At 41.7% G+C, this 18,022-nt stretch carries 18 protein-coding genes; 16 read left to right on the top strand and 2 right to left on the bottom strand.

The genetic code is table 11. The annotated features are described in order from the left end of the window. Window positions 1-67: 67 nt before the first annotated feature. The 15 genes from GOM47_RS08265 (at window position 68) to GOM47_RS08195 (ending at window position 13,572) form a co-directional block, all read left to right on the top strand. Window positions 68-274: a hypothetical protein gene (locus GOM47_RS08265; protein ID WP_000390701.1), complete on the top strand. Its 207-nt coding sequence runs from the start codon at window positions 68-70 to the stop codon at window positions 272-274. After that, window positions 271-465 carry a hypothetical protein gene (locus GOM47_RS08260; protein WP_000709170.1) on the top strand — a complete coding sequence of 65 codons (195 nt, stop codon included), beginning with the start codon at window positions 271-273 and terminating at the stop codon, window positions 463-465. The genes GOM47_RS08265 and GOM47_RS08260 overlap by 4 nt, the downstream gene beginning before the upstream one ends. Further along, window positions 452-1,327, top strand: coding sequence for an ABC transporter ATP-binding protein (locus tag GOM47_RS08255; RefSeq protein WP_000216047.1), 876 nt, complete (start codon window positions 452-454; stop codon window positions 1,325-1,327). The genes GOM47_RS08260 and GOM47_RS08255 overlap by 14 nt, the downstream gene beginning before the upstream one ends. Before the next feature lie 12 nt (window positions 1,328-1,339). After that, window positions 1,340-2,074, top strand: coding sequence for an ABC transporter permease (locus tag GOM47_RS08250; RefSeq protein ID WP_000794227.1), 735 nt, complete (start codon window positions 1,340-1,342; stop codon window positions 2,072-2,074). Between the two features lie 4 nt (window positions 2,075-2,078). Next, entirely contained in the window at window positions 2,079-3,176 is a 1,098-nt protein-coding gene (locus GOM47_RS08245; protein ID WP_235080501.1) for a sensor histidine kinase, read from the top strand. A 1-nt stretch (window position 3,177) separates the two neighbouring features. Then, a complete protein-coding gene (locus GOM47_RS08240) occupies window positions 3,178-3,777 on the top strand; it encodes a response regulator transcription factor (protein WP_235080500.1) in 600 nt (199 codons plus the stop codon). Window positions 3,778-4,095: 318 nt separating this feature from the next. Then, entirely contained in the window at window positions 4,096-4,512 is a 417-nt protein-coding gene (gene rpsL, locus GOM47_RS08235; RefSeq protein ID WP_001142333.1) for a 30S ribosomal protein S12, read from the top strand. A 19-nt stretch (window positions 4,513-4,531) separates the two neighbouring features. Next, window positions 4,532-5,002: a 30S ribosomal protein S7 gene (gene rpsG, locus GOM47_RS08230; protein ID WP_004250722.1), complete on the top strand. Its 471-nt coding sequence runs from the start codon at window positions 4,532-4,534 to the stop codon at window positions 5,000-5,002. Between the two features lie 322 nt (window positions 5,003-5,324). Beyond that, complete coding sequence (gene fusA, locus GOM47_RS08225) at window positions 5,325-7,406, top strand: elongation factor G (RefSeq protein WP_235080499.1); 2,082 nt, start codon at window positions 5,325-5,327, stop codon at window positions 7,404-7,406. 263 nt (window positions 7,407-7,669) lie between these two features. Continuing rightward, complete coding sequence (locus tag GOM47_RS08220) at window positions 7,670-9,370, top strand: acetolactate synthase large subunit (protein ID WP_235080498.1); 1,701 nt, start codon at window positions 7,670-7,672, stop codon at window positions 9,368-9,370. Next, window positions 9,363-9,839 (top strand): acetolactate synthase small subunit, encoded by a 477-nt coding sequence (ilvN, locus tag GOM47_RS08215; RefSeq protein WP_235080497.1) that lies wholly within the window; start codon window positions 9,363-9,365, stop codon window positions 9,837-9,839. Before GOM47_RS08220 ends, ilvN begins: the two co-directional genes overlap by 8 nt. 90 nt (window positions 9,840-9,929) lie before the next feature. Beyond that, window positions 9,930-10,952 (top strand): ketol-acid reductoisomerase, encoded by a 1,023-nt coding sequence (ilvC, locus tag GOM47_RS08210; protein ID WP_000290685.1) that lies wholly within the window; start codon window positions 9,930-9,932, stop codon window positions 10,950-10,952. A 77-nt stretch (window positions 10,953-11,029) separates the two neighbouring features. Continuing rightward, window positions 11,030-12,280, top strand: a complete 1,251-nt coding sequence (gene ilvA / locus GOM47_RS08205) for a threonine ammonia-lyase IlvA (protein WP_235080496.1) — start codon at window positions 11,030-11,032, stop codon at window positions 12,278-12,280. A 77-nt stretch (window positions 12,281-12,357) separates the two neighbouring features. After that, window positions 12,358-13,254: an SPFH domain-containing protein gene (locus tag GOM47_RS08200; protein ID WP_235080495.1), complete on the top strand. Its 897-nt coding sequence runs from the start codon at window positions 12,358-12,360 to the stop codon at window positions 13,252-13,254. A 102-nt stretch (window positions 13,255-13,356) separates the two neighbouring features. Next, window positions 13,357-13,572, top strand: coding sequence for a hypothetical protein (locus tag GOM47_RS08195; RefSeq protein WP_001130035.1), 216 nt, complete (start codon window positions 13,357-13,359; stop codon window positions 13,570-13,572). A gap of 93 nt (window positions 13,573-13,665) precedes the next feature. On the opposite strand, the gene GOM47_RS08190 is transcribed toward GOM47_RS08195, so the two are convergent. Further along, window positions 13,666-14,406, bottom strand: coding sequence for an amino acid ABC transporter ATP-binding protein (locus tag GOM47_RS08190; protein ID WP_132972335.1), 741 nt, complete (start codon window positions 14,404-14,406; stop codon window positions 13,666-13,668). Continuing rightward, window positions 14,406-15,968 carry an ABC transporter substrate-binding protein/permease gene (locus GOM47_RS08185; RefSeq protein ID WP_235080494.1) on the bottom strand — a complete coding sequence of 521 codons (1,563 nt, stop codon included), beginning with the start codon at window positions 15,966-15,968 and terminating at the stop codon, window positions 14,406-14,408. The genes GOM47_RS08190 and GOM47_RS08185 overlap by 1 nt, the downstream gene beginning before the upstream one ends. Before the next feature lie 132 nt (window positions 15,969-16,100). Here GOM47_RS08185 and GOM47_RS08180 point away from each other — a divergent pair, with 132 nt between their 5' ends. Further along, the gene (locus tag GOM47_RS08180; protein WP_235080493.1) at window positions 16,101-17,990 is read left to right on the top strand and encodes a DUF2207 domain-containing protein; all 1,890 of its coding nucleotides are present in this window, start codon (window positions 16,101-16,103) and stop codon (window positions 17,988-17,990) included. The last annotated feature ends 32 nt before the right edge of the window (window positions 17,991-18,022 follow it).

The raw sequence follows: 18,022 nt of genomic DNA, 5'->3' as shown, positions 1-18,022 counted from the left end.
GTCATATTTCCTAGTGACAGAAGCATCTAGCTCAGTTAACTTCAAAAGACTATAATTGAAGTATGAAATGGAGGAAGAAGAAATGAAAAATAAAATGATTGTCGCAGTGAGTTTAGTAGCAGCAGGAGTTATGACCTATCTCATGTTTTCAGGATTGGACGAGGGTTTCTACCATTTTCCTTGGGAGCTCTTTGCTGGCTTTGGAATGATGTCTTGGCTTGTCAGAGAAGGTTTGAAATTGGTCAGAGATGTGAAAAAGGAGTTTGAGGAATGAAAAAAGCAATCATCTATTTCTTTATCAGCCTATCACTCTTGGTATGGTTAGTGGAAATGTTTACTGGTTGGTTTGACCAAACCGTGCTTCGCCAATTTATTCGTGGTGCTTGGGGTTTTGGGTTTATGATTTTCGTCGTTTTCCCTATGGGAATGAAGTGGTTGAAAGGAGAATCTCATGACTGTGATTAAAGTTGAGAAATTGAGTAAGAAAATAAAAGACAAGGAGATCTTGCGGAACATCTCCTTTGAAATCAACGATGGTGAATGTGTCGCCTTGATCGGACCTAACGGAGCAGGTAAGACGACCTTGATTGATTGCCTCTTGGGCGACAAGTTCGTGAGCTCAGGTCAGATAGCTATTCAAGGCTTTGCACCAACAGATCCTCGATTAAAGCAGCTTATTTCTATCTTACCTCAAGAAAATACGGTGGTTCAAGACTTGAAAGTGAAAGAACTCTTATCCTTCTTTCAATCAATCTATCCAAACAGTCTCTCCAATCAAGAAATTGATGACTTGCTGAGATTTTCGGACAAACAGAAAAATCAGCTAGCGGGCAAGTTGTCTGGTGGGCAAAAACGTTTGTTCTCTTTCGTGTTGGCACTAATAGGTCGTCCGAAAATTCTATTTTTGGACGAACCAACTGCTGCCATGGATACCTCGACACGTCAGCATTTTTGGGAAATTGTCAATCAGTTAAAGAAAAATGGTGTCACCATTGTCTACTCTTCTCACTATATCGAAGAGGTAGAACATACGGCTGACCGCATTTTGGTCCTCCACAAGGGTGAATTGATCCGGGATACGACACCTTATGCCATGCGTGGTGAAGAACAAGAAAAACATTTTACGGTACCACTAACTTATCAGGAAGTTATCAGCACTTTGGACCAGATTCAAGGGCTTGAAATCAAGCAAAATGCTCTTTCCTTCACAACCAAAGAAGCCAGCCAGGTATGGAAAGTCTTGCAAGAACAGGGCTGCATGATCGAAGAAATTGAAGTTCGCAATCGAACTCTCTTAGACAGTATCTTCGAAACGACTCAAGACTAAAGGAGATTGACGATGAAAAATATGACAAGTCTCATGAAAGTGGAAATCATTCTGATGAAACGGCAAGCAGTCTACTACTTGCTATCCATCGGACTTCCAAGTGTGTTTTACCTTATCTTTTCTGGTATGATGTCAGGGTCAGATATTCCAGAAATTGCTCTTCAAGCCTATCTTTTTGCCATGACGCTCTTTAGTATCATGTCAAGTGCTTTTTTCAGTATCCCAAGCACACTCGAGTCTGATAAGACAAACAACTGGCAAAAATTGATTCAACATTCTCCCGTATCTATGGTAGAATATTATGTATCAAAACTGTTCAGTACCCTACTGACTTTCTTGTTATCAATTACAGTTGTCTTTTCAGTTGGTCATTTTGTCCGTGGAGTGACTCTGCCTTGGCTTGACTGGATGGTAATTGGTGCTATTTTGCTGATCGGAAGCGTGGTCTTTATCAGCATGGGGGTCTTGGTGAGCTTGCTACCCAGTGCTCAACTGATGACGGTTGTTGGAAATATTGCCTATATTGCTTTGGCTGTTCTAGGTGGACTGTGGTTCCCCTTGGATTCCTTCCCAGAATGGCTCCAATCTATTGGAAAGCTGACTCCAACCTATCAACTGATGCAGGTCGTCTCTACTTATTTGGAACACCATGAATTTAATATTCTTTCTGCCTTGGTTGTGCTAGGCTATACAGTTTTCTTTGGTGTACTGGTAATCCAGCTGAAAAAAAGGATTGAGGTAAAATAAATCTATGTTGGAAAAATTTAAAAACATTCATTATATGTTTCATATTTCAATTGTGTTTATCATCTTTCCTATAGCGGGTGTCATCGTTGGAGATTACCCGCTTTTAACCTTGCTATGGACCCTACTATTTGTCCTTGCCTTCTACTCGGTTTTAATCAGTCAGAATCGCACCGTGCAGTGGCTAGCTTGGTGGATTATGCTTGCCTACATTTTTTACAGTTCCATCTGGCTAAATGCGAGCTTCGCTTGGTTTATCTTTTATTTATCTAATCTCCTTATTTATGAGCTGGATGAGGTTTCTTTCCACTCTTGGCGTTTTGTCAGTTTTGTTGTCTTACAACCGATGATTTTAACTGGAATCTCTATGGTTGGTCAAGTTAGTCCCTGGCACCTCCTCTTTTTCTTGGTGACCTTTATCGTTTCTGATGCCTTGACCTTCGGTCTTTATCGGATTCAGGTATCTGAACAGATAAAAGAAGAAAAGATGAAACAAAATGCCAAGCTCAGTTTTTTCTTGGCTGAAAATGAACGCAGTCGTATCGGCCAGGATCTCCATGACAGTCTAGGCCATACTTTTGCTATGTTGAGTGTGAAGACGGATCTTGCCCTCCAACTTCTTCAAATGCAGGCCTATCCTCAAGTGGAAAAAGAATTAAAAGAAATTCATCAGATCAGTAAAGAATCCATGAACGAAGTTCGTACCATCATTGAAAATCTCAAAACCAGAACACTTGCCTCCGAGTTTGCGACTGTTAAAAAAATGCTAGAAATTGCAGGAATTGAAACGGAAATCAATCACCAATTAGATACTGCTAGCTTAACTCAGGAATTAGAATCAACGGCCTCCATGATTTTACTTGAGTTAGTGACCAACATCATCAAACATGCCAAAGCATCGAAAGCTTACTTGAAATTAGAACGAACTGAGAAAGAACTCATTCTAACAGTGAGAGATGATGGATGTGGCTTTGCTTCTTTAAAAGGAGATGAGCTCCATACCGTTCGAGATCGTGTCCTTCCATTTTCGGGAGAGGTAAAGGTGATCAGTCAGAAGTGTCCAACAGAAGTGCAAGTACGACTACCTTATAAGGAGAGAAACTAAGATGAAACTACTTGTTGCAGAAGATCAAAGTATGTTGCGAGATGCCATGTGCCAGTTGCTTACCTTTCAACCAGATGTGGAATCCGTCCTACAAGCCAAGGATGGACAAGAAGCCATCCAACTCTTAGAAAAGGAGTCTGTGGATATCGCCATCCTTGACGTAGAAATGCCCGTTAAGACAGGTCTCGAAGTCTTGGAATGGATTCGAGCAGAAAAGCCAGAAACAAAGGTGGTTGTGGTGACGACCTTCAAGCGTCCTGGCTATTTTGAACGTGCGGTCAAGGCTGGAGTGGATGCTTATGTCTTAAAAGAAAGAAGCGTTGCAGATCTCATGCAAACCTTGCACACTGTTCTCGAAGGACGTAAGGAATATTCGCCTGAATTGATGGAAGTGGTGATGACGCATCCCAATCCGTTAACAGAACAAGAAATCGCTGTTTTAAAGGGAATTGCTCAGGGCTTGTCTAATCAAGAAATCGCAGACCAACTCTATCTATCAAATGGAACCGTCCGAAACTATGTCACCAATATTCTTTCGAAACTAGAAGCTAGTAATCGAACAGATGCAGCCAACATTGCAAAAGAATCTGGTTGGCTTTGATAAGAAGGGTTAAAAAATTCTGAAACGATAGCTTGAATCGAAGGAAATCCATACTAGAAAGGAGGATGCAAATCGCCTCCTTTTTTTGTTTAGAAAAGCGGTGAAAGCTAGTGTCAAAGAGTTAAAAGATCAGAATAAAAATGAAAAATATCTTGACAATGAAGGAAAAATTGTGTTACAATAATAGACGGTACTTTTTACTTTTGGTCTCTCAAAAGTGTACAGGGACGTGCTGACAAATGTTGCAAAAGTACACACAGATGGTAGCTGTCACCAAGTGTATCATCACCAAAAATAAAAAAACACAGGAGAATGTAGATGCCTACAATTAACCAATTGGTTCGCAAACCGCGTAAATCAAAAGTAGAAAAATCTAAATCACCAGCTTTGAACGTTGGTTACAACAGTCATAAAAAAGTTCAAACAAACGTTTCTTCACCACAAAAACGTGGTGTAGCAACTCGTGTTGGAACAATGACACCTAAAAAACCTAACTCTGCCCTTCGTAAATTCGCTCGTGTACGTTTGAGCAACCTTATCGAAGTTACTGCCTACATCCCAGGTATCGGACACAACTTGCAAGAGCACAGCGTGGTGCTTCTTCGCGGTGGACGTGTAAAAGACCTTCCAGGGGTACGTTACCATATCGTCCGTGGTGCACTTGATACTGCAGGTGTTAACGATCGTAAACAAGGCCGTTCTAAATACGGTACTAAACGTCCGAAAAAAGCATAAGGAAAGGGGATAAAGAGAAATGAGTCGTAAAAATAGAGCTCCAAAACGTGAAGTATTGCCAGATCCGCTTTACAATTCACAACTAGTTACTCGTCTTATCAACCGCGTTATGCTTGACGGTAAACGTGGTACAGCTGCTTCAATCGTTTACGGTGCTTTTGAGCAAATCAAAGAAGCTACTGGCAACGATGCACTTGAAGTATTTGAAACAGCTATGGAAAACATCATGCCTGTACTTGAAGTACGTGCACGTCGTGTTGGTGGATCTAACTACCAAGTCCCAGTTGAAGTTCGTCCAGAACGTCGTACAACACTTGGACTTCGTTGGTTGGTAACAATCGCTCGCCTTCGTGGTGAACACACAATGCAAGACCGTCTTGCAAAAGAAATCTTGGACGCTGCTAACAACACTGGTGCAGCTGTTAAGAAACGTGAAGACACTCACCGTATGGCTGAAGCTAACCGTGCCTTCGCACACTTCCGTTGGTAATAAAATGATACTAAGAGCGGCAAAGGCCCAAGGCAAAAATAGGAAACTGATGCAGTGTTCCGTGAACACAAAGCAGTTTATCTTTTTTGCACCGGGCCTCGCTCGGGTTCAAATCAGTTAACTTGAGCTTTTAGCCTGGGTTCAATTGTGCTCAAATCGGCTAATTAACTTTAGCCCGAGTTCAATTCAACTTACCATCTCGTAAGATGAAACCAACAAAAACAAGATAAACATTGAGAACGGGTAGGTCCTGCCTATCCGTTTTTATTAAAATCGTGTTATAATAGAATAGAAATTAAAATAAATAGGAGAAACAAATCTCATGGCACGCGAATTTTCACTTGAAAAAACTCGTAATATCGGTATCATGGCTCACGTCGATGCCGGTAAAACAACAACTACTGAGCGTATTCTTTACTACACTGGTAAAATCCACAAAATCGGTGAAACTCACGAAGGTGCGTCACAAATGGACTGGATGGAGCAAGAGCAAGAACGTGGTATCACTATCACATCTGCTGCGACAACAGCTCAATGGAACAACCACCGCGTAAACATCATCGACACACCAGGACACGTGGACTTCACAATCGAAGTACAACGTTCTCTTCGTGTATTGGACGGTGCGGTTACTGTTCTTGACTCACAATCAGGTGTTGAGCCTCAAACTGAAACAGTTTGGCGTCAAGCAACTGAGTACGGAGTTCCGCGTATCGTATTTGCCAACAAAATGGACAAAATCGGTGCTGACTTCCTTTACTCAGTAAGCACACTTCACGATCGTCTTCAAGCAAATGCACACCCAATTCAATTGCCAATCGGTGCTGAAGATGACTTCCGTGGTATCATCGACTTGATCAAGATGAAAGCTGAAATCTATACAAACGACCTTGGTACAGATATTCTTGAAGAGGATATTCCAGCTGAATATCTTGAACAAGCACAAGAATACCGTGAAAAATTGATCGAAGCAGTTGCCGAGACTGACGAAGAATTGATGATGAAATACCTCGAAGGTGAAGAAATCACTAACGAAGAATTGAAAGCTGGTATCCGTAAAGCGACTATCAACGTTGAATTCTTCCCAGTATTGTGTGGATCAGCCTTCAAGAACAAAGGTGTTCAATTGATGCTTGATGCGGTTATCGACTACCTTCCAAGCCCACTTGATATCCCAGCAATCAAAGGTATCAACCCAGATACAGATGAAGAAGAAACTCGTCCAGCATCTGACGAAGAGCCATTCGCAGCTCTTGCCTTCAAGATCATGACTGACCCATTCGTAGGTCGTTTGACATTCTTCCGTGTATACTCAGGTGTTCTTCAATCAGGTTCTTACGTATTGAACACTTCTAAAGGCAAACGTGAACGTATCGGACGTATCCTTCAAATGCACGCTAACAGCCGTCAAGAAATTGACACTGTTTACTCAGGTGATATCGCTGCTGCCGTTGGTTTGAAAGATACTACAACTGGTGACTCATTGACAGATGAAAAAGCTAAAATCATCCTTGAGTCAATCAACGTTCCAGAACCAGTTATCCAATTGATGGTTGAGCCAAAATCTAAAGCAGACCAAGACAAGATGGGTATTGCCCTTCAAAAATTGGCTGAAGAAGATCCAACATTCCGCGTTGAAACAAACGTTGAAACTGGTGAAACAGTTATCTCAGGTATGGGTGAACTTCACCTTGACGTCCTTGTTGACCGTATGCGTCGTGAGTTCAAGGTTGAAGCGAACGTAGGTGCTCCTCAAGTATCTTACCGTGAAACATTCCGCGCTTCTACTCAAGCACGTGGATTCTTCAAACGTCAGTCTGGTGGTAAAGGTCAATTCGGTGATGTATGGATTGAATTTACTCCAAACGAAGAAGGTAAAGGATTCGAATTCGAAAACGCAATCGTCGGTGGTGTGGTTCCTCGTGAATTTATCCCAGCGGTTGAAAAAGGTTTGGTAGAATCTATGGCTAACGGTGTTCTTGCAGGTTACCCAATGGTTGACGTTAAAGCTAAACTTTACGATGGTTCATACCACGATGTCGACTCATCTGAAACTGCCTTCAAGATTGCGGCTTCACTTGCCCTTAAAGAAGCTGCTAAATCAGCACAACCAGCTATCCTTGAGCCAATGATGCTTGTAACCATCACTGTTCCAGAAGAAAACCTTGGTGATGTTATGGGTCACGTAACTGCTCGTCGTGGACGTGTAGATGGTATGGAAGCACACGGTAACAGCCAAATTGTTCGTGCTTACGTTCCACTTGCTGAAATGTTCGGTTACGCAACAGTTCTTCGTTCTGCATCTCAAGGACGTGGTACATTCATGATGGTATTTGACCATTACGAAGATGTACCTAAGTCAGTACAAGAAGAAATCATTAAGAAAAACAAAGGTGAAGACTAATCAGTCCTCACTCTAGAAGGAAGTCACTTAGTGGCTTCCTTTTTATGTTCTATATCAAGGAAGGTTAGAAAAATATACCCTAAACTAAATTTAGCAGTAATAAAATCGTTCAATTCCCTATTCATATTTATAAAAATAGGAAAAACATTCATAAAAACACGTTTAGATAGAAAATTCAGAAAATTGCTTCTTTTGTCTTGAAAATTTTTGAAAAAATGGTATGATAGTAACAAGCTATTTTTAAGAGAAGAGAAAGGGGAACAATGGAGAAAATCAGTTTAGAATCTCCTAAGACGGGGTCGGACCTAGTTTTGGAAACACTTCGGGACTTAGGGATTGATACCATTTTTGGTTATCCTGGTGGTGCAGTCTTACCTTTGTATGATGCGATATACAATTTTAAAGGTATTCGCCACATCTTAGGACGTCATGAGCAAGGTTGTTTGCACGAAGCTGAAGGATATGCCAAATCAACTGGAAAGTTGGGCGTTGCCGTCGTCACGAGTGGGCCGGGAGCAACAAATGCCATTACAGGGATTGCAGATGCCATGAGCGATAGCGTTCCCCTTTTGGTCTTTACAGGTCAAGTTGCAAGAGCGGGAATTGGAAAGGATGCCTTTCAGGAAGCAGACATCGTGGGTATTACCATGCCCATTACCAAGTACAATTACCAAGTTCGTGAGACAGCAGATATTCCTCGTATCATTACGGAAGCTGTTCATATCGCAACAACAGGTCGTCCAGGTCCAGTTGTGATTGACTTGCCAAAGGATGTATCAGCTCTAGAGACAGATTTCATCTATTCGCCGGAGGTGAATTTACCAAGTTACCAACCGACGATAGAACCAAACGACATGCAAATCAAGAAAATCTTGAAACAATTGTCAAAGGCCAAGAAACCTGTCTTGTTAGCAGGCGGTGGTATCAGCTATGCGGAAGCTTCTAAGGAGCTCAATGAATTTGCTGAGCGTTATCAAATTCCAGTAGTCACTAGTCTTTTGGGGCAAGGAACCATTGCAACGAGTCATCCGCTCTTCCTAGGGATGGGAGGCATGCACGGTTCTTTCGCAGCCAACATTGCAATGACGGAAGCGGACTTTATGATTAGTATTGGTTGCCGTTTCGATGACCGCTTGACTGGGAACCCTAAGACCTTCGCGAAGAATGCTAAGGTTGCCCATATCGATGTTGACCCAGCTGAGATTGGTAAGATTATCAGTGCAGATATTCCTGTAGTGGGGGATGCTAAGAAAGCCTTGCAGATGCTACTGGCAGAACCAACTGTTCATAACAATACTGAAAAGTGGATTGAAAAAGTCACCAAGGACAAGAATCGAGTTCGTTCTTATGATAAGAAAGAACGTGTGGTTCAACCGCAGGCTGTTATTGAACGCATCGGTGAGTTGACGAATGGAGATGCCATTGTTGTCACAGACGTAGGGCAACACCAAATGTGGACAGCTCAGTATTATCCTTACCAAAATGAGCGTCAGTTAGTCACTTCTGGTGGTTTGGGTACCATGGGATTTGGAGTTCCTGCGGCCATCGGAGCCAAGATTGCCAATCCAGAAAAAGAAGTTATCCTTTTTGTCGGTGATGGTGGTTTCCAGATGACCAACCAGGAACTAGCTATCCTAAACATCTACAAGGTGCCGATTAAGGTTGTCATGTTGAATAACCACTCCCTAGGAATGGTCCGTCAGTGGCAGGAATCCTTCTATGAGGGTAGAACTTCCGAATCAGTCTTTGATACACTTCCTGATTTCCAGCTGATGGCACAGGCTTACGGCATCAAAAATTATAAATTTGATAATCCAGAGACGATAGAGAAGGATTTAGAAGTCATTCTGGAAGATGTGCCGATGTTTATCGAGGTGGATATTTCTCGTAAGGAACAAGTTTTACCAATGGTACCAGCCGGTAAGAGCAATCATGAGATGTTGGGGGTGAAGTTCCATGCGTAGAATGTTAACAGCAAAACTACAAAATCGTTCAGGAGTCCTCAATCGCTTTACAGGTGTCCTTTCTCGTCGTCAGGTCAACATTGAGAGTATCTCAGTTGGTGCGACAGAGAATCCTGATGTATCACGGATTACCATCATTATTGATGTGGCTTCTCATGATGAAGTGGAGCAAATCATTAAACAGCTCAATCGTCAGATTGATGTGATTCGCATTCGAGATATCACAGATAAACCACATTTGGAAAGAGAAGTTATCTTGGTAAAGGTATCTGCTCCTGCTGAGAAGCGTGCAGAAATCTTGGCCATTATCCAACCTTTCCGTGCAACGGTAGTTGATGTAGCACCAAGCTCCATCACTATTCAGATGACTGGAAATGCTGAGAAGAGTGATGCTTTATTGCGAGTGATTCGACCATACGGTATTAAAAATATCGCTCGTACGGGTGCAACTGGATTTACCCGCGACTAATACTCTTTGATTTTTATTGAGTATAAAATCCAGCATAAATTTGTTAAACCAGCCTAAAAAGCAATAAATAATAGAAAAGAGAGAAAAACTATGGCAGTTCAAATGGAATACGAAAAAGATGTTAAAGTAGCAGCGCTTGACGGTAAAAAAATCGCCGTTATCGGTTATGGTTCACAAGGACATGCGCATGCGCAAAACTTGCGTGACTCAGGTCGTGATGTCATCATCGGTGTGCGTCCAGGTAAATCTTTTGACAAAGCAAAAGAAGATGGTTTTGACACTTATACAGTAGCAGAAGCAACTAAATTGGCTGACGTTATCATGATCTTGGCACCAGACGAAATTCAACAAGAATTGTACGAAGCAGAAATCGCTCCAAACTTGGAAGCTGGAAATGCAGTTGGATTTGCTCATGGTTTCAACATCCACTTTGAATTTATCAAAGTTCCTGCAGATGTAGATGTCTTCATGTGTGCCCCTAAAGGACCAGGGCACTTGGTACGTCGTACTTACGAAGAAGGATTTGGTGTTCCAGCTCTTTATGCAGTTTACCAAGACGCTACAGGAAATGCGAAAAACATTGCTATGGACTGGTGTAAAGGTGTTGGAGCAGCTCGTGTAGGTTTGCTTGAAACAACTTACAAAGAAGAAACAGAAGAAGATTTGTTTGGTGAACAAGCCGTACTTTGTGGTGGTTTGACTGCCCTTATCGAAGCAGGTTTTGAAGTCTTGACAGAAGCAGGCTACGCCCCAGAATTGGCTTACTTTGAAGTTCTTCATGAAATGAAATTGATCGTTGACTTGATCTATGAAGGTGGATTCAAGAAAATGCGTCAATCTATTTCAAACACTGCTGAATACGGTGACTATGTATCAGGTCCACGTGTGATTACTGAGCAAGTCAAAGAAAACATGAAAGCTGTTTTGGCAGACATCCAAAATGGTACATTTGCAAATGACTTTGTAAATGACTACAAGGCTGGTCGTCCAAAACTCACTGCTTACCGTGAACAAGCAGCTAACCTTGAAATTGAAAAAGTTGGTGCAGAATTACGCAAAGCAATGCCATTCGTTGGTAAAAACGACGACGACGCATTCAAAATCTACAACTAATTCTTAGAATAAAAACAGAAGGCGAGTTGGGGGTACCTAACTCGCTTTTTACCTTGTAAAGTATTTGAGGAGGAGACATGATAAGTGCAAAAGATGTGGTGAAAGCCCACAAAGTTTTAAGTGGTGTAGTAGTCAATACTCCGCTTGATTATGATCATTATTTATCGGAGAAGTATGGTGCTAAGATTTATTTGAAGAAGGAGAATGCCCAGCGTGTTCGTTCCTTTAAGATTCGCGGAGCCTATTATGCCATTTCTCAATTAACAAAAGAAGAACGTGAGCGTGGTGTAGTCTGTGCATCAGCGGGGAATCACGCTCAAGGTGTCGCCTACACTTGTAAGGAGATGAAGATTCCCGCAACGATTTTTATGCCAATCACAACGCCCCAACAAAAAATTGGTCAAGTTCGTTTCTTTGGTGGAGACTTCGTGACCATTAAACTAGTTGGAGATACCTTTGATGCCTCAGCTAAAGCAGCTCAAGAATTTACAGTTTCTGAAAATCGTACCTTTATTGATCCCTTTGATGATGCTCATGTCCAAGCAGGTCAAGGGACTGTAGCCTATGAAATTCTTGAAGAAGCCCGTAAAGAGTCTATTGATTTTGATACAGTACTCGTGCCAGTAGGCGGTGGTGGATTGATTGCAGGGGTTTCGACCTATATCAAAGAAACCAATCCCGCTATCGAAGTAATTGGTATAGAAGCCAATGGTGCCCGTTCGATGAAGGCAGCCTTTGAAGCTGGAGGACCAGTTAAACTCAAAGAAATTGACAAGTTTGCTGATGGAATAGCTGTGCAGAAAGTTGGGCAGTTGACTTATGAAGCAACTCGTCAGAATGTTGAAACTCTTATTGGAGTAGATGAGGGTTTGATTTCGGAGACCTTGATTGATCTTTATTCTAAGCAAGGAATTGTCGCCGAACCTGCTGGAGCGGCCAGCATTGCAGCCTTGGAAGTTCTATCAGACTATATCAAAGGCAAGACAATTTGCTGTATCATTTCTGGGGGAAATAACGATATTAACCGTATGCCAGAGATGGAAGAACGTGCCTTGATTTACGATGGCATCAAGCATTACTTTGTAGTCAATTTCCCACAACGTCCAGGGGCTCTTCGTGAGTTTGTAAATGACATCTTGGGACCGCATGATGATATCACTCGTTTTGAGTATATCAAACGGGCCAGCAAGGGGACAGGGCCGGTCTTGATTGGGATTGCTCTTGCTGATAAGCATGATTATGCTGGCTTGATTCATCGGATGGAAAAGTTTGACCCATCTTATATCAATCTGAACGGAAATGAGACTTTGTATAATATGCTAGTCTAAAATAAATTTGCTATCATATTATTTGCCAATTTCCTATAATGATGCTATAATGATTGTGACGAAAGGGGGAGATTCCCATGGTTTTACATGTTTTACTTGTTCTCTTTATTCTAGTGCTGATTACATCAGCGATTATTGTCAGCTCTGTGTACGTTGTAAGGCAACAGTCTGTCGCTATTATCGAGCGTTTTGGTAAATACCAAAAGTTGAGTAATAGTGGTATTCATGTACGAGCACCTTTTGGAATTGATAGAATTGCGGCCAGGGTGCAGTTGCGTCTATTGCAAAGTGAGATCGTCGTGGAAACAAAAACACAAGATAATGTATTTGTGACCATGAATGTGGCGACTCAGTATCGAGTGAATGAGAATAATGTCACAGATGCTTACTATAAACTAATGAGACCAGAAGCTCAAATCAAATCCTATATTGAGGATGCCTTGCGTTCATCTGTACCTAAATTGACCTTGGATGAACTATTTGAGAAAAAAGATGAAATTGCATTAGAAGTTCAAAAGCAAGTAGCAGAAGAAATGTCTACATATGGTTACATCATTGTAAAAACATTGATTACGAAGGTTGAGCCTGACGCTGAAGTTAAACAATCAATGAATGAAATCAATGCAGCACAACGTAAAAGAGTTGCAGCGCAAGAACTTGCAGAAGCAGATAAGATTAAAATCGTGACTGCGGCAGAAGCAGAGGCAGAAAAAGATCGCCTACACGGGGTAGGGATTGCAGAACAGCGTAAGGCGATTGTTGATGGACTTGCTGATTCTATTCAAGAATTAAAAGGAGCTAATGTTGAACTCACGGAAGCCCAGATTATGTCCATTCTATTAACAAATCAGTATTTGGATACCTTGAATAATTTCGCAGACAATAAGGGCAATAACACCATCTTCCTACCAGCAAATCCTGATGGAGTTGAAGATATACGAACAAGCATATTATCAGCTTTAAAAGCTAAGTAATAACAATTTATTATTTGTTTTCAATAAGTAGATGTTTTTTGTAGATAATCTTAAAAGAATGGATATATTTCAGTATCGTAAAGAACAAAATAGGAGAAGAACATGGCTAAATCAAACTTTGAAAAAGTAGAATCAGTTGTTGGCTGGGTTCGTGATAAGAAAATCACAGGTTACCGTATCTCTAAGGAAACAAATGCACGTGAAATGTCAATCATTGCTTTGGCACAAGGTCGTGCAAAAGTGAAAAATATTTCATTTGAAACAGCCCTAGGTTTGATTGATTTTTATGACAAGAATCATGAAAAATTTGAAGATTAAACTAGGCTTACAGGCAGATTCTTAAAATGGGTCTGCCTTTTGTTTTGAAAAGAGTTAGTAAAAAGACTACATATTTTATGCAGTCTTTGTTTGTTATTTGAGATAGCGCTGAAGAAATTCTCGCGTTCGTTCTTCTTTAGGGTTCGTGAAGAGGTCTTCTGGCTTGCCTTCTTCGGCAATGACACCCTTATCCATAAAGATGACACGGTGTGAGACATCGCGGGCGAACTCCATTTCGTGGGTGACGACGATCATGGTCAAGCCTTCTTGAGCTAGATCTTGCATGATTTTAAGGACTTCACCGACCATTTCTGGATCCAGGGCAGATGTTGGTTCGTCAAAAAGTATGGCGTCAGGATTCATGGAGAGGGCGCGAGCGATGGCCACACGTTGCTTCTGGCCACCAGAGAGTTGTTTGGGTTTGGCTTGCCAGTAGCGTTCTCCCATGCCGACTTTTTCAAGATTTTCTTTGGCAATTTTTTCAGCTTCAGAGCGTTCTCGTTTAAGGACAGTCGTTTGGGCGACGATCGTATTTTCGAGAACATCGAGGTTTTCAAAGAGATTGAAGGATTGAAAAACCATTCCGAGCTTTTCACGATAGTGAGTAAGGTCATAGCCTTTTGCAAGGACGTTTTCTCCTCGGTAGAGAATTTCCCCCTCAGTAGGTGTTTCAAGTAGGTTGATAGAACGTAGGAAGGTTGATTTTCCGCTTCCTGAGCTCCCGATGATGGAGATAACCTCTCCTTTGTGGACTGACAGAGAGATGTCTTTTAAGACTTCATTTTGTCCATAGGATTTTTTGAGGTGTTTAATTTCAAGAATGGGTTGATTCATTATTTCAAGTCCTCCGTTTGCATTTGATTAGCACCTGTAGTGTAGGTATCCATGTCCATGCGTCTTTCGATGAAGCGCAAGATACGGGTCACTGTGAAGGTGAGGACAAAGTAAATCACGGCGATGATTGTAAATGTCTGGAAGTATTGATAAGTTTGGGTGGCCACAGTATTACCAGAGAAGTAGAGTTCCACCACAGAGATAACATTCAGTACAGAGGTATCTTTGATATTGATGACAAACTCATTACCAGTAGCAGGTAAGATATTGCGAACGACCTGAGGGAGGACAACCTTGCGCATGGTCTGATTATGGGTCATACCAAGAGCAGTTGCGGCTTCAAATTGTCCCTTGTCAACTGCTAGGATACCTCCACGGACGATTTCTGTCATGTAGGCACCCGTGTTGATTGAAACGATGAAGATGGCTGCAAGTGTACGATCGAGATTGATTCCGAAGGCTTGCGCTGTACCATAGTAAATAACCATAGATTGAACAATCATTGGTGTACCACGGAAAATTTCAATATAAACATTGAGGATCCAGCCAAGTAGTTTTTGCAAGCCATAGATTGCCTTGTTTTCAGATAGAGGGGCTGTACGGAAGACTCCGATTGCAAGCCCGATAATAAGCCCTGTGATAGTCCCGATAATGGAGATCAAGAGTGTGATACCAGCACCACGTAAGAGTTGTTGCCAGTTTTCAGAAAGAATCTTAGCGACTTGACTAAAGAAGCTGCTTTCTTCCTCCGTTGTTGTCGCCTCCACCGGCTGCTCTTTAATCATCCGATCCATGAGAGCTACTTGTTCGTCCTTGGAAATGGTTTTGATGCTGGCATTGATTTGACTGATGCGACTATCGTCCTTGCGAAGACCAATGGCAATAGAGGTGTCTTCTTCTCCAGTTTCAAAGCCTTTGTCAAGCTGGACCATCTTGAATTTGGAGTTGGCAGATTCAGCGGTCAGGGCTTCAGGGCGTTCTGAAACATAGGCATCGATGACACCTGCTTCAAGTGCTTGACGCATCTGAGCAAAATCCCCCATGGCTGTTTCCTTCTTGGCGCCAGGGATTTGGGAAATCAAATCATAGAGATAAACGCCTTGTTGAGACGTGATTTTTGCTCCGCTAAAGTCGTTTAAAGATTTGGCGTTGGCATAGGCAGAGTCCTTTTTGACCAATAGAACAGGTTCACTAGTATAGTAACTGCTTGAAAAGGCAATTTCTTGTTTACGTTCAGCCGTTGGGCTCATACCTGCAATGATCATATCGATTTTGCCAGAAGTAAGAGCAGGAACAAGTCCTTCCCACTTGGTTTTAACGACTAAAGGTTCCTTGCCTAGGTCTTTGGCAATCTTTTTAGCGATTTGGACATCGTAGCCATTGGCGTATTGGTTGGTACCGTCAATTTTGACGGCGCCGTTACTATCATCGTCTTGTGTCCAGTTGAAGGGAGCGTAAGCTGCCTCCATCCCGATGCGTAAATATTCGTCGGCTTGGACTTGGCTAACTAGTCCCAGTGTAAGGGCTAGGCTAGCAAGGATAGATAAGCATAATTTTTTCATGTTTTCTCCTATTTCTAGTCTAAAAATGACTTCTCTCTATTGTATCTAAAAATGGTGAGATTTTCAATACAAGTAAGCCTTTACTTATAAAAAATGATATAATGATAGCAAAGATAAAAAGGGGATTGTGTTGTGAAAAAGACTTTTTTCGTGCTTTTATTTAGCTTGTTTTGTATTTTACCACTCTCTGTTTTTGCGGTTGATTTTAAGATTCGCTCTTATCAAGGTGATTTGTATATTCATGCATATAATACGGCAGAATTTAGGGAAAAAGTAGTCTATTATTTTGATGAAGACTTTAATGGACAACTAGTAGGACTTGGCCGTTCTGGTAAGATGCCAAAGGGCTTTGAAATAGATTCCAGTCCAAAGGTTCAGGTATGGAAAAATGCTAGCGCCATTGAGAATGTCAATAGTGAAGTGATAGAAGAATCGGAAGGTTATACTGTAAAAGTGTATAATCCAGGCCAAGAAGGGGATACCGTTGAAGTGGTAATCACATGGCAACTAAAAAACCTCCTATTTCTATATGATGATATCGCGGAACTTAATTGGCAACCCTTGACAGATAGTTCAGAACCTATCGAAAATTTTGAGTTTCGGGTAACAGGCTTTAATGGAGCTGAAAAACTTTTCTTTCATACAGGGAAACTCTTTACAGAGGGCAAGGTAGAGAAGACAGGTGGTGATTATCGTGTTCATTTGCAGAACCTACCTCGTCAGCGTGGGGTTGAATTGCATGCCTATTGGCCTAGAAAAGATTTTGGAACAGCTTTGGATCAGGGATTGAAGGGCAATCGTTTAGCAGAATTTGAAAAAATAGAGGAGTCCATTGCTGCTGAAAAAGCTCAAAGCAAAGCTCTGGTTACGTGGGTTATCCCTTTTTTACTCTCGCTTTCTTTAGTCTTTAGTGTCATTTTCTATCGCATTTACCGAAGAAAAACCTCCCCATCGAAGAAACATGCTAAAAATCACCGTCTCTACGAACCGCCAATGGACTTAGAACCGATGGTTTTATCGGAATCTGTTTACTCCACTTCTTTAGAGGAAGTCAGTCCCTTGACCAAGGGAGGAGGGAAGTTCACCTTTGACCAACTCGTTCAGGCAACCTTATTGGATGTGATCGACCGTGGAAATATTTCAATCATCTCAAATGGAGATGAGGTCCGTCTAAAAGTCGTAAAAGAAAAAGGATTGGCAAGTTTTGAAAAAGATTGTCTTAATTTGGCCTTTTCAGGAAGAGAAGAAGTGCTTGTTTCAGATTTGTTTGCAGATTACCAAGTGTCAACTAGTCTTTACCAAGGTGCAAAAGCAGCTGATGAAAAAAGGATTCAGAAAACAGGACGTAAGCTTAAGTCTTCTTTCGAGCAAGCTCTGAAGCAGATGCAGGATGGGGTGAGAAAGCGGGTTTCCTCTTTGCAACTTCCAGATTATTATCGTCCACTGAGTAATGGGGAAAAAATCCTGCGATTGACGATAGGTGTCTCTACACTTCTACCTGCTTTCGTTGGTTTTGGCTGGTTCTTGTACAGTTTGGATGCTCACGGGTATCTTTCCCTGCCACTTCCTATCCTTGGGTTTGTGAGCTTGATGTTAGCTGCCGTCTATTATTGGACGACCCGATTTGATACTCGTGATGGTGTTTTAAACGAAGAAGGATTAGAAGCGTACTATCTCTGGACTAGTTTTGAAAACATGCTTCGCGATATCGCCCATCTAGACAAGGCAGAATTAGAGAGTATTGTTCTTTGGAATCGCCTCCTTGTCTATGCTACTTTATTTGGTTATGCGGACAAGGTGAGTCATTTGATGAAATCTTATCAGATTCAAGTTGAGAACCCAGATATCAATCTTTACGTAGCTTATGGCTGGCACAGTATGTTTTATCATTCAACTGCTCAAATGAGTCACTATGCTAGTATTGCAAACACAGCAAGTACCTACTCTGTATCTTCTGGAAGTGGAAGTTCGGGTGGAGGATTCTCAGGAGGTGGAGGCGGTGGTAGCATCGGCGCCTTCTAGAAAAATCTATCACAACATCCGAAATTATGCTA

Source organism: Streptococcus oralis (assembly GCF_021497945.1).
Classification (GTDB): Bacteria; Bacillota; Bacilli; order Lactobacillales; family Streptococcaceae; genus Streptococcus; species Streptococcus oralis_BR.
This window is presented reverse-complemented; position numbering and strand designations above follow the sequence as displayed.